The following is a 12668-nucleotide window of genomic DNA, read 5'->3' as shown; positions in this document are numbered from 1 at the left end:
TATTAATTTTTCAACTCTGCCAAACGGGCTTTTACTTTCGCCTGTTTATCCAGATAGTCTTTTTCTTTCTGCTTTTCTTCTTCTACTAATGCTTCTGGCGCTTTACTTATAAATCCTTGGTTAGAAAGCTTCTTTTGCACTCTTTCTACTTCTTTATTCCATTTTTTCAGCTCATTTTCCAAGCGGGCAATCTCTTTGCCAAAATCGATTAAGCCCTCTAATGGAAGGAAGATTTCTGCACCAGTCACCACAGAAGTCATTGCTTTATCCGGAACTGCGATATCCGTTGCAATTTGTAATGAGCCGGGATTACAGAAACGCTCTAAATATTCTCGGTTTTTCTCTAATTCTTGAACGAGCGCATTACTTTCCGCTGAGATAAGCATATCGATTTGTTTAGACATTGGTGTATCCACCTCTGCCCGGCTGTTACGAACGGATTTGATAATTGCAACTAAACGCTGCATTTCAGACACTGCCTCTTTATCATCATATTCCGGATTTACTTTCGGCCATTCACTGACGGTGATAGACGGTCCTTCATGAGGGAGCTGCTGCCAAATTTCCTCCGTGATAAACGGCATAAATGGATGCAGCATACGCATGGTCTGGTCTAAAACATGGGCTAAAACAGAACGAGTTGTCTTTTTCTTCACTTCGTCTTCACCGTATAATGTCAGTTTTGCCATTTCAATATACCAATCACAGAATTCATCCCAGATAAAGTTATAGAGATGTCTTCCCGCTTCACCAAATTCATATTTATCGGCATTTCTTGTTACGTGATCGATTGTTTCATTCAAACGGGATAAGATCCATCTGTCAGCAACAGTTAAGTCTCCAGTTAAATCAATATCCTCATACGTGAATCCTTCCATATTCATAAGAGAAAAACGGGAGGCATTCCATACTTTATTGGCAAAATTCCAGGTAGACTCGATTCTTTCCCAATGGAAACGCAGATCCTGTCCAGGTGTTGATCCGGTCATTAAGAAATAACGCAGTGAATCTGCTCCATATTTATCAATAACATCCATTGGGTCTACACCGTTACCCAAGGATTTACTCATTTTTCTTCCTTCTGCATCGCGGATTAAACCATGCAGCAAGGTATCTTGAAACGGGCGTTCATTCATAAATTCTTTTGATTGGAAAATCATCCGGGATACCCAGAAGAAAATGATATCATAGCCTGTTACTAATACGTTGGTTGGAAAATAACGTTTCAAATCAGCTGCTTCCTCATTTGGCCAGCCCATGGTAGAAAATGGCCATAATGCAGATGAGAACCATGTATCTAATACATCTTCATCCTGTTCCCAGTTTTCGGCATCTGACGGAGCTTCTTTGCCTACATAGATTTCTCCTGTTTCTTTATGGTACCAGGCTGGAATCCGATGCCCCCACCATAATTGTCTGGAAATACACCAGTCACGGATATTGTCCATCCAGTTAAAATATGTTTTTTCAAATCGTTCTGGAACAAAATTAACTTTTTCCTCATCAGAATCCTGCATGTTTAAAGCTGCTTCTGCCAATGGCTCCATTTTTACAAACCATTGCGTTGACAAATAAGGCTCAACAACTGCACCGCTTCTCTCCGAATGCCCAACCTGATGTGGACGTTCTTCAATCTCAAATAGAACACCTGATTCCTGAAGGTCTTTGACAATTTGCTTACGGCATTCAAATCTGTCTAACCCCTGATATTTCCCTGCATTCTCATTCATGGTTCCATCTTCATTCATAATAAGCACGCGCTCTAAATCATGGCGGTTACCGATTTCAAAGTCATTTGGATCATGCGCTGGTGTAATTTTAACCGCTCCAGATCCAAGCTCCATATCTACATATTCATCGGCAACAATCTGCATTTCTCTGCCTACAATCGGTAAAATAACCGTTTTGCCAATTAAATGCTGATAGCGTTCATCTTTCGGATGTACAGCTACTGCAGTATCTCCAAGCATTGTTTCCGGACGGGTTGTTGCAATTTCAATCGTTTCCTCACTATCTTTAATCGGGTAGCGCATATGATAAAACTTACCCGGGATTTCTTCGTAAATAACCTCAATATCGGAGAGCGCTGTTTTTGTGGAAGGATCCCAGTTAATAATGTACTCTCCGCGGTAAATAAGTCCTTTTTCATAAAGACGGACAAACACTTCCCGAACGGCTTCAGATAAACCTTCATCCAAAGTAAAGCGTTCCCGGGAATAGTCTAATCCAAGTCCAAGCTTCTCCCACTGTGAGCGGATAAAGCTTGCATATTCTTCTTTCCATTCCCAAGATTTTTTAAGAAATTTCTCACGGCCAAGCTCGTAACGATTTGTTCCCATTTCTTTTAATTTTGCTTCTACCTTTGCCTGTGTTGCGATTCCTGCATGATCCATTCCAGGAAGCCACAGTACATCATAACCCTGCATGCGCTTCATACGTGTAATTGTATCCTGCATTGTTGTATCCCATGCATGCCCTAAATGCAAACGGCCTGTAACATTTGGCGGCGGAATAACAATAGAATAAGGCTCCTTTTCCGGGTCATCTTTTGCTTCAAAAAATTTACCATCTAACCAAAATTGATATCTTCCTTTTTCCACTTCTTGCGGATTGTATTTCGGAGGAAGCTGATTTTGTTTATCTGACATGTTAAAAACCTCCTTCATTCTTATGAAAACTAAAAAAACCCTTTCATCCTGATAAAGGACGAAAAGGTATATTTCCGTGGTACCACCTTTGTTTGCTTATAATTAAAAGCCGTTACAGCTTTTATAAAGCACACTTAAGGTCATGAATATCGGCTGACAACCGGAATCTCCTACTACATTTTCAGAGACTCTGCATCAGAGACGACTTCAAGAACAACCTTCTCAGGAAATTTTCACCGCATGATTTCCCTCTCTAAGAGCGTTTATTCTTTACTACTTCTCTTCCACGCATTCATATGTTTTCTTAGTAACATTTATTTTATCCTTTCCACCAGAGAACGTCAACTATATTTTCATATAATTACCGGTAAATAGGCATTTTCCCAGATAAAATTGTTAAGCAAACAAAAAATTATCATAAAAAAGTGTATCTATATTATTGACACACTTTTCACAGGTTTATACATAACATATTATATCAAACTGCAGAAATCTATCCTTAATGAAATAAACTGGAGGGAAAAAATATGTCCCGTTATTATCGTTACCGTATACCGCCTTGGGCAAGAAAATGTATTTTTATTGTAGAGACCTGTATTACACCTATTTTGGTGTTTCAAATTATTAGAACGCTTTTAATACCTACAGCATTTGATATTTTAATACTGGCTGTATTAATTGGCCTTGCTCTTTCTTTTTACATGCAATGGATCTAATCTGGCTGTTCCTCCTTTGACTCATATGTTTCTTGTATAAAATCCACCCAGTTCATACCGAATTCTAAACGGCGAAATTGCTGTTGCAGCTCCTTCACCTGATTTACCATTGACTTTTTTGTGCGGCGGTTTGTATAATTTTTGAGCACACTTAAATAGGTTGATGGGTTAAGCAAATAGACAGAAATAAGATGCATTTCCTTCACAGTCAGATGATTTGTTTTTTGATAGACCGTAAATGCCTGCTGTATTGATTTCTCGGGCTGATTATAAGCACCCGTCAAGCCCCGGAAATAATGTGATAAATCACGTGCCGGATGCTCAAAACCGCCCGATTCCCAATTAATTAAATAACCGCCCTTTGAATGCGTGTCATCCACTCGCTGATGGCATAAGCTGGTGGACCATAAAATATCTGTTTCTTCCTCACCATAGATTTTTTCAAGTTTATCCTGCAGCAAACCTACAGCATGACAAACTCCTTTATAATGTGTGCAATAAAGAAGTTCAAATGGAGACATGTATTTTCTGCTTTCATAATCTGTAACACGATTATGCAGCAGATCTAAGGATGCTTTACAAAAGCTTTCAAAGCCTTGAAATGAATCTTTTAGACGATTTGATCTAATGCGGCTGGTCTGCCGTGTTTTTTTATGAATTTGCGCAAGCGTCTGTAGAGTTCTCTCTATATGATACGTAGAATCAGTTATTTCCGGAGCGTCAATCCAGGGTGATAAATAGTAATAAAAATTTTCTTCTTTATGAAAAAATGTATTATCCCTGGTCAAATACACAGGTAAGATTTCTGTTACATTTTGTTCACGAGCAATATGGTAGACATGCTGCCAATTTTCAATTGTCTGTTCAGTTAAAAAACTGCGCTTTAATGCATACTCCTGCATACCGTCAAATACCTTTACCACTCGTTCTGTCTGTTTTTCGATACTGACGGGGTAGATATGATATGCTTCCAGCACTTTTTTCCATAAATTCATCCCATGTCACCTCTTATTTAGAAGAACTTGAATTCGCTCGTGTTTTAGGCAAACCTGCTTCATTCTGTATTTGGTACAGTAACATCGTTACTGTTTTAAAACCTAAATTATGTAAAATCCCTACACAAATAAGCTTTTTTCTTATTTGTGCAGGTTTATTCATTTATTGATTTGCCGGAATATAGAGCAGCTGCCCTTCATTCACTTCATAATCTGCATCTAACTGATTATGCTTAATTAATTGCAATGGACTGATTGCAAACCGTTCAGCTATGGTATCAATTGTATCATTCTCCTGAACAATACATAGCCGCATTCTTGCATAATGATTTTCTCCTGCTTCTCTGAAAATTTCGGATAATATGGATTCACTTTCTGCTCTTTCTTCTGATTTCTCCGTTTCCTCGCTCTCTGTTATCTCTTCATCTCTCGGTGTATCTTGATAAATTGTATCCTCTATATAATCAATTATTTCCGACTCATCTGTTATATCCCAGCCTGACTCTTCTTCTATATCTTCTTTTTCATCTGTCTCTTCTATCGATATAATGTCTTCAACCATTTCTAATTGTTCATCCATCTGTTCCTCATCATCTTTTTCTTCCTCTGAAACCTTTGCCTCCGATAGAGACTGAAAATATTCAGATAGAGGCTGTGATTTTATTTTCCATCTATCCGGGTCATCCTCTGCTTGCTTTTCCACTGTTGTTTGTTCTTCCGATACTGTTTGCTCTTCTTGTGCTGTTTTTTCTTCTGAAGTAGTTTGTTCATTACGTGTTAACGTTTCTTCAGGATGCTCAATTTCAAATGAAAATGTATCCCCTACCTGCTCTTGATCCGCTTCCTCTTCCTCCAGATCGTCCTCTCGAGGACGGTAGACTTCATCCTGTAAAATACCATGTATTTCAACTGCAGCGGATATTTTCAAGTTATCTGGTCCTAGTAAATCATAATCAAAGGTTTCAATCTGTACAGTTACATCCTCTAAATTTTTCACCCGGTGAGGCGGCACAGATATATCTACAGGGAATTTATGTGTAAATAGATATAGACCGTTAACCTCCCGGATGCTCTCTACAAAACGCTTTGCCTGAATCTGGTCAAAGTCAAGCACTTCTCCCTCTTCTTCATCAACATTTACTTTTTGGTATTCCCCTTGAAGCTCAATAGCACCGCGAATAGAAATATAGTTATCTAATGACTCGATTGTTATTTCTGGTTCAATGGAAATACCCCTGATTTCCTCTACTTCCTGTCCTTTTTCAAAAAACAGTGATTCTTCCAGTTCAAAAATAAATGAATTAGAATCTACTGACAAATGTATTCCTCCTCTCGCAAACAGTCCAGATGCGGATCATTCGTTATCAATTATATGATTTGGGACAGCGGAATATGCTAAGGAGGAGAAATGACTCACAGTAAATATTAAAAACCTGTAACTCTAGATACTTTTTTATGTATAGGATTACAGGCTTTTAAATTCCCGTCTTAGATTCAGTTTGAAAACATATATGCAATATTTTATGAAGAGTGAAAAATAACAAACTGCTCTTTTCAATAAGTTTCTGGGTAATTATCTACCATACAATTCACGCTTATCCGTTTATTTTTTCTTAAGATGATAAGATGAACATAAGAATGAACAGCTCTATTATTTAAAGTTAATTCAAATGCTTCATATCCTGTTATTTTATCTCCATCCATTTCTAAAATAATATCATTTGGCTTTATTTCAGCAGTGTCTGCCGTCGAGCTTTCTTTCACCTGCAAAACCTCTGTACCGATATTTCCTTTTGCGGAAGAATGAACAATACCAATTCATCTCTTCCAAAAAGTTTTCCGTTTATCATTACCCGCTTCATATTCGCTTTTTAAATTTCTCAAAAACTATGTAGTGTCAAATTGCATATTTTTAGGGTATGCGCTGTTCTAGTCGGCTTGCTGCACAATTAAAAAAAAAGAAATCCAAATTCGCATAGAATTTAAATTTCCCTTTTCATTAAAGTTTTATAAAATATTATTTTCTTTACTTTTCAATCTTCGCAAAAGCTGTGTCAATTGCTTCAATTGTCTTTTCAATATCCTCGTCTGAATGTGCAGTAGATAAGAATAATCCCTCAAATTGAGATGGAGGCAGGAATACACCTTCTTCAATCATCGTACGGTAATATTGTGCAAAATAATCTAAATTAGAAGACTGAGCCGTTTCAAAATCAACTACTTCCTGATCAGTAAAGAATACACCGACCATAGAACCAGCACGGTTAATATGAAGCGGGATATTATATTTATCTGCGGCCAGGCGGAAGCCTTCAGCAAGCCGGTCGACTTTCTTGTTAATTTCTTCATAAGAAGCTTCTGTTAAAGCAGCTAAAGACTCATAGCCTGCTGTCATTGCCAACGGATTACCAGATAATGTTCCAGCCTGATAAATTGGACCAGTTGGTGCAATCTGTTCAACAATTTCACGCTTCCCTCCGTAAGCACCTACAGGAAGGCCGCCGCCAATTACTTTACCTAGACAAGTTAAATCCGGTGTTACATCAAAATGTCCTTGTGCACTGTAGTAGCCGACACGAAACCCTGTCATCACCTCATCAAAGATAAGTAGAGAGCCGTTTTCTTTCGTAATTTCGCGTACTTCTTTTAAGAAACCTTCTTTTGGAGGCACAACGCCCATATTTCCACACACAGGCTCCATAATGACTGCTGCAATTTTATCGCCATAATGCTCAAAAGCCAATTTTAAGCTGTCCATATCATTATAAGGAACTGTAATGGTGCTTTTTGCGATATTCGCAGGAACCCCAGGGCTGTCCGGAAGACCAAGAGTTGCGACGCCGGAACCAGCTTTAATCAGTAAGGAATCACCATGACCATGATAGCTTCCTTCAAATTTAATAATCAAGTCTCTGTCAGTATAACCGCGTGCCAGACGAATCGCACTCATCGTTGCCTCTGTTCCTGAGTTCACCATCCGCACCATCTCAATGGAAGGGACACGATCAATCACAAGCTTTGCCAGTTTATTTTCCAATAATGAAGGAGCTCCAAAGCTTGTCCCTTTCTCAACAACTTCTTTTAAGCTACCTGTAACACGTTCATCCGCATGACCTAAAATTAACGGCCCCCAGCTTAATACATAATCAATATACGTATTACCATCAATATCCGTAATTTTAGAACCTTTTCCTTTTTCCATAAAGATTGGGTCTAATCCGACAGATTTAAATGCGCGGACTGGAGAATTCACTCCACCAGGCATTAAATCAACGGCTTCTTTATAGGCATCTACTGATCTTGTATTTTCCATGCTCTTCCTCCTTTATTTCTCTTCCTGCAACCATTTTGCCACATCTTTTGCAAAATAGGTAATAATTAAATCCGCACCTGCACGTTTCATAGACAGCAGTGTTTCTGTAACCAGTTTTTTCTCATCAATCCAGCCATTTAAAGCAGCTGCTTTAATCATGGCATACTCTCCACTCACATTATATGCAACGACAGGAACATCAAAATTATCTCTTACCTCACGCATAATGTCCATATAAGACAGACTAGGCTTTACAATTAAGAAATCTGCGCCTTCTTTGATATCAGATTTTGCTTCACGGATTGCCTCCAAACGGTTAGCCGGGTTCATCTGGTATGTCTTCCGGTCACCAAACTGCGGCGTGCTGTCTGCAGCGTCACGGAATGGACCATAATAAGCAGATGCATATTTTACTGCATAGGACATAATTGGAATGTGATGAAAGCCTGCTTCATCTAAAGCATGGCGGATTACTGTCACAAAACCATCCATCATGTTGGAAGGTGCAATAATATCAGCTCCTGCTTTCGCTTGAGAAACAGCTGTTTTAGCTAACAATTTCAGAGAAGCATCATTTGACACATCTCCATTTTCAATCACACCGCAATGTCCATGCGACGTATATTCACATAGGCAGGTATCCGCAACAACAAGCATTTCCGGATAGGCTTGTTTCACTATTCTTGTTGCTTCCTGAATAATTCCATGATCATGAAAAGCCTCTGATCCAATTTCATCCTTTTCTTCTACTACGCCAAACAAAATCAATGAACGAATCCCTAATTGATAAGCTTCCTCTACTTCTTCCAATAAATGATCAAAAGAAAGCTGGTAAACGCCAGGCATAGAAGGGACCTCATTCCGGATGTCCTCCCCTTCAATCACAAAAATTGGATAAATAAAATCTGTTGCTCTTAAATGTGTTTCTTGAACGAGCGCACGCATCGAAACGGATGAACGCAATCGTCTATGTCTGTCAAATGTGAATTCACTCATGATTTATCTTCCTTTCATTTACTATCTTTGCAATTAAGTCTAACATAGCATCTGTTGTATACGGAGTTGAAGTATACACATCAGGAATCCCTAATTGTTTTGCCTTTTCCTCCGTTGTTTTACCAATGCAAATATACGTTGCCGTATTTGGAATATACTCTGCTAATTGAACAAACGCTTCTACTGTTGATGGGCTTGTAAATGTTATATAGCTGACTGTTGGAAGCTCCTGATTCAGCTTCCGTTTCGATTCTATACAGTATGTTGTCTCATATACTTCCAGAACTTCATAAGTAATCTGTTCTTCTTCCAGTTTTTCCGGAAGCGTAGGCCGGGATAAATTACCTCGAATCAACAGCACCGGTTTATCTGATGTGTAGAACGCAAGAAACTCCTCTGCCATCGCCAGCGCATCATAAGTTGCCGGAATAAAAGAAGCTTCATAGCCATACGTATGCAATGCCTCTTCTGTTTTCTTTCCGACAATCCCTATCTTCACTTCTTCCGGAAGTTTTATATTTTGTTTACGGAGCAATTGAAAAAAACCGTCCACACCGTTTGCGCTTGTTATAAATACCCAGCTAAAGCTGGAAAGCCGCTTCATTATAGAAATATCCCCAAGGTTCTTCAAAAACTTTATTTCAATCATTGGAGTGATAACAGGACTTCCGCCTAACTTTATGACTTTTTTTGCCATTTCAGCAGCTTTTGTCTCTTCTCTCGTAATTAATATGCGCTCCCCATGAAGCGGCTTCTCCATGATTATTCCATCTCCTCTTTGACCCGCTCCACAATATCTTTGGCTCCCTGTTCAATTAATAACTCTGCTGCCTGCTTACCAACCTGGACAGAGTCATTTCCGCGGACAACCTCTTTCAGGACTGTTTTTCCATCTGGTGTCCCCACTAAAGCAGTTAATACAATTTCTTCACCATCTAAATAAGCATACCCGCCGATAGGTACTTGACAGCCGCCTTCTAATAAATGTAAGAAAGTACGTTCAGCTAATACTGTCTTTGCTGTATATTCATCATGAATTTTTAGGACAATTTCTTGTAATTCCAAGTCATCTGCGCGGCTTTCAATAGCCAGTGCTCCCTGCCCTACAGCAGGTACACATATTTCTGGATCTAGGTATTCTGTAATCAGACTCTCACTTAAACCAACACGCTTCAAACCGGATACAGCCAAAATAATAGCGTCATAGTCCTCTTCATTTAATTTACGAATACGCGTTTCCACATTTCCTCGGATCCACTTGATTTCTAAATCAGGTCTGGCCGCAAGAATTTGTGCACCTCTGCGTAAACTGCTTGTCCCGACGATAGAGCCTTTTTTTAGGTCTGCTAATTTCACATTATCTTTTGCGATATAAGCATCACGATGATCTTCTCTGATGGGAATAGAGGAAATTTCTAAACCTTCCGGGAGAGCAGAAGGCATATCCTTCATACTATGGACCGCAAAATCTATCTCTTTGTCAAACATTGCTTTTTCAATTTCTTTCACGAAAAGTCCTTTTCCGCCAACCTTTGATAATGTAACATCAAGGATTTGATCTCCCTTTGTAACAATTTTTTTAATCTCGAATTCATTTTCCACACCAGCTTTTTTCAGCTGATCAATAACCCACTTTGTTTGTGTAATTGCTAAATTACTTTTTCTGGAACCAACAATTATTTTTCGCACGATGTATCCTCCTCGATTCTTTGCAGTTTGGCAATTCTTCTACAATAAAAAGCAACCAGAAAGTGATTAAATTACCTTCTGGTTGGATGTGAATGATGTAAAATGGCAGAGTTCCGTCCAATTAAGCAGTAGGTACCCGTTCAACTACTGGAAAAGAGGCAATGTCCTCTTGAGTAAATTTGTTTAATGTATCATTTTTCTTTATTTGTTTCTCAAGTTCCTCTTTTACTTCATTCTCTATTCCAAAAATATCAACAAACAACTGTAAAGCCTCGTTTGCCTGTTCTGTACCGGCCAGCTCTTTTGCTTGCGTAATTGGCTCTTTCAGCAGCTGATTAATAATACTTTTCGTGTGCTTATTAAGTACTTTTTTCTCACGCTCAGTTAAGCTTGGAATTTTCCGCTCTATACTTTTCATTGTTTCAGATTGAATAGATAATGCTTTTTGTCTGAGTGCTGATATAACTGGTATAACACCCAGTGTTTTCATCCATTCTTTAAATTGAACAATTTCTTCTTCAAGGGATAATTCGATTTGCACTGCTGCTGCTTTTCTGGATTCCAAGTGATCATCTACTATATGCTGCAGGTGATCAATATCATATAAAGCAACATCAGCCATCTCGGCAACCTCCGGATCAATATCCCTTGGAACAGCAATATCAACTAAGAATAATGGATTTTCCTGGCGTTTCTTTTGTGCTTTTTCAATATCTTCTTTTGATAAAACGACAGACTCTGAGCCGGTAGAACTGATTAATATATCAGCAGCTTCTAAAACAGAGGGCAGTTCATTCATTTCTGCTGCATTACCCTGAAATTTTTCAGCCATTAACGCTGCTTTTTCCTTTGTCCGATTAATAACAGTGATTTCTTTTACACCGGCACTTTGAATGTTTTTTGCCGCCAGTTCGCCCATTTTCCCTGCTCCTAAAATAGCAACATGCTTATCACTCAAGTCTCCGAATTTTTCTTTTGCTAATTCAACTGCAGCATAACTGATTGATACAGCGTGTTCGCCAATACCGGTCTCTTTATGCATTCGTTTACCGAATGTAATGGCTTGTTTGAACAACTCATTAAAAATAGTACCTGTTGTATTTGCCAGCTGTCCTTTTGAAAAGGCCTGTTTCAACTGACCAAGAATCTGTGTTTCTCCAAGCACCATGGAATCAAGTCCGGTTGTCACCCGGAATAAATGCTCAATTGCACCGTCATCCTCTGTAATTTGCAGATAAGTTGAAAATGTTTCTTTTTCCTCCTTAAACCAATCTGCTAAAAATTGCTTAATATAATATCTTCCGGTATGAAGCTGGTCGACAACTGCATACACTTCTGTCCGATTGCATGTTGAAACAATTACATCTTCAAGAATACTTTTCTGATCCTTTAATGCAATCATTGCTTCTGCTAATTTTTCTTCATTAAATGTGAACTTTTCCCTAATTTCTACAGGGGTTGTTTTGTAATTAAAACCAACCTTTAAAATATGCACAGTACTACCCCCACTATGATAAAATGATTCATACTTTTTACTATTATTATCTAATAATCATTATAACATGTAATGAAATGCTTTTCGTGCTAAAATGTGAACAGAATCTGAAACAATTTCTATGTATGTAAGTTAATGATATGTAGGATAACACGATTCAGTCCAAGTAAAAAACGTCCGTTACAACAACTCATTCCGACTGTAATGTAACATAACTGGCTTTTTATAGCAAGGGACACGCTTTATTTACATGCTGGTTAATTAGAATTTTTATAGAGTACAGCAAGACAAGAAACAAGGGGGAACTTCTTAATGAAAAGAAAGCATTCATTGCTTGCTTATTTATGTATTGGAGTGGGTATTTTTCTTCTGCTCCGGGAACTTCGGATTCCATTTTTTGTTGACTTTTATTCATGGCAATCTTTATTAATCGTAATTGGCCTTGGTGTTATTATTCACAGCTATACAACCAGAACATATCAGAATTTATTTATAGGTACATTATTATTCGGGGTTGGAATTCATCTGCACGGGATAAAGCATTATTCTTTTTGGGTAGACGATTGGTCTGTTTATTTAATTATTATCGGACTCGCCTTTATCATTCGTTATACTAAAACGAAAAAAGGCTTTTTCTCAGGTGTTTTCTTTATCCTGACAGGTTTGCTGTTTCTTTTTGCTGAACAGCTTTCTATTTATACAAGCTGGCTAGAGCCCATCATTTTATTATTAGAACGCTTTTGGCCAGTTCTGCTTATTCTATTAGGTATTATTATGCTGAAACGTAAATAAAGGATACGGCCAGAAGCTTTTGCT

General features: G+C 38.3%; 11 protein-coding genes and 1 other annotated feature. Of the genes, 2 read left to right on the top strand and 9 right to left on the bottom strand.

Features of this window, described 5'->3' with window-relative positions; all coding sequences use genetic code 11:
- Positions 1 to 2: 2 nt before the first annotated feature.
- Entirely contained in the window at positions 3 to 2648 is a 2646-nt protein-coding gene (locus MHH51_RS11100; protein WP_339286088.1) for a valine--tRNA ligase, read from the bottom strand.
- Positions 2649 to 2699: 51 nt separating this feature from the next.
- Positions 2700 to 2944, bottom strand: a binding site (T-box leader).
- 231 nt (positions 2945 to 3175) lie between these two features.
- Here MHH51_RS11100 and MHH51_RS11095 point away from each other — a divergent pair.
- On the top strand, positions 3176 to 3364 hold the full coding sequence (locus MHH51_RS11095; RefSeq protein ID WP_147207919.1) for a hypothetical protein: 189 nt from the start codon (positions 3176 to 3178) through the stop codon (positions 3362 to 3364).
- Here MHH51_RS11095 and ysxE read toward each other — a convergent pair.
- The 8 genes from ysxE to hemA form a co-directional block, all read right to left on the bottom strand.
- A complete protein-coding gene (gene ysxE / locus MHH51_RS11090; protein WP_147207920.1) occupies positions 3361 to 4359 on the bottom strand; it encodes a spore coat protein YsxE in 999 nt (332 codons plus the stop codon). The genes MHH51_RS11095 and ysxE overlap by 4 nt on opposite strands.
- A gap of 163 nt (positions 4360 to 4522) precedes the next feature.
- The gene (gene spoVID / locus MHH51_RS11085) at positions 4523 to 5677 is read right to left on the bottom strand and encodes a stage VI sporulation protein D (protein WP_339286087.1); all 1155 of its coding nucleotides are present in this window, start codon (positions 5675 to 5677) and stop codon (positions 4523 to 4525) included.
- Positions 5678 to 5913: 236 nt separating this feature from the next.
- Positions 5914 to 6171: a PDZ domain-containing protein gene (locus MHH51_RS11080; protein WP_339286300.1), complete on the bottom strand. Its 258-nt coding sequence runs from the start codon at positions 6169 to 6171 to the stop codon at positions 5914 to 5916.
- Positions 6172 to 6385: 214 nt separating this feature from the next.
- On the bottom strand, positions 6386 to 7672 hold the full coding sequence (gene hemL, locus MHH51_RS11075) for a glutamate-1-semialdehyde 2,1-aminomutase (protein ID WP_339286085.1): 1287 nt from the start codon (positions 7670 to 7672) through the stop codon (positions 6386 to 6388).
- A 12-nt stretch (positions 7673 to 7684) separates the two neighbouring features.
- Positions 7685 to 8668 (bottom strand): porphobilinogen synthase, encoded by a 984-nt coding sequence (gene hemB / locus MHH51_RS11070; RefSeq protein ID WP_339286083.1) that lies wholly within the window; start codon positions 8666 to 8668, stop codon positions 7685 to 7687.
- Entirely contained in the window at positions 8661 to 9428 is a 768-nt protein-coding gene (locus MHH51_RS11065) for a uroporphyrinogen-III synthase (protein ID WP_339286081.1), read from the bottom strand. The genes hemB and MHH51_RS11065 overlap by 8 nt, the downstream gene beginning before the upstream one ends.
- A gap of 2 nt (positions 9429 to 9430) precedes the next feature.
- The gene (hemC, locus tag MHH51_RS11060) at positions 9431 to 10357 is read right to left on the bottom strand and encodes a hydroxymethylbilane synthase (RefSeq protein ID WP_147207926.1); all 927 of its coding nucleotides are present in this window, start codon (positions 10355 to 10357) and stop codon (positions 9431 to 9433) included.
- 121 nt (positions 10358 to 10478) lie between these two features.
- The gene (gene hemA, locus MHH51_RS11055; protein ID WP_339286079.1) at positions 10479 to 11852 is read right to left on the bottom strand and encodes a glutamyl-tRNA reductase; all 1374 of its coding nucleotides are present in this window, start codon (positions 11850 to 11852) and stop codon (positions 10479 to 10481) included.
- A gap of 312 nt (positions 11853 to 12164) precedes the next feature.
- Here hemA and MHH51_RS11050 point away from each other — a divergent pair, with 312 nt between their 5' ends.
- Entirely contained in the window at positions 12165 to 12644 is a 480-nt protein-coding gene (locus MHH51_RS11050; protein WP_147207928.1) for a DUF5668 domain-containing protein, read from the top strand.
- Positions 12645 to 12668: the final 24 nt, after the last annotated feature.

The organism is Oceanobacillus sp. FSL K6-3682 (genome assembly GCF_037976165.1).
Taxonomy (GTDB): Bacteria; Bacillota; Bacilli; order Bacillales; family Amphibacillaceae; genus Oceanobacillus; species Oceanobacillus sojae.
Note: the sequence above shows the minus strand (reverse complement) of the source record. Positions and strands in the feature narration are given on the sequence as shown.

Excerpts from the sequence above, each read along its gene's own strand:
- ysxE (WP_147207920.1), bottom strand. The coding sequence starts at position 4,359 with ATGAATTTATGGAAAAAAGTGCTGGAAGCATATCATATCTACCCCGTC.
- hemL (WP_339286085.1), bottom strand. The coding sequence starts at position 7,672 with ATGGAAAATACAAGATCAGTAGATGCCTATAAAGAAGCCGTTGATTTA.
- MHH51_RS11050 (WP_147207928.1), top strand. The coding sequence starts at position 12,165 with ATGAAAAGAAAGCATTCATTGCTTGCTTATTTATGTATTGGAGTGGGT.
- MHH51_RS11095 (WP_147207919.1), top strand. The coding sequence starts at position 3,176 with ATGTCCCGTTATTATCGTTACCGTATACCGCCTTGGGCAAGAAAATGT.
- MHH51_RS11065 (WP_339286081.1), bottom strand. The coding sequence starts at position 9,428 with ATGGAGAAGCCGCTTCATGGGGAGCGCATATTAATTACGAGAGAAGAG.
- hemB (WP_339286083.1), bottom strand. The coding sequence starts at position 8,668 with ATGAGTGAATTCACATTTGACAGACATAGACGATTGCGTTCATCCGTT.
- MHH51_RS11100 (WP_339286088.1), bottom strand. The coding sequence starts at position 2,648 with ATGTCAGATAAACAAAATCAGCTTCCTCCGAAATACAATCCGCAAGAA.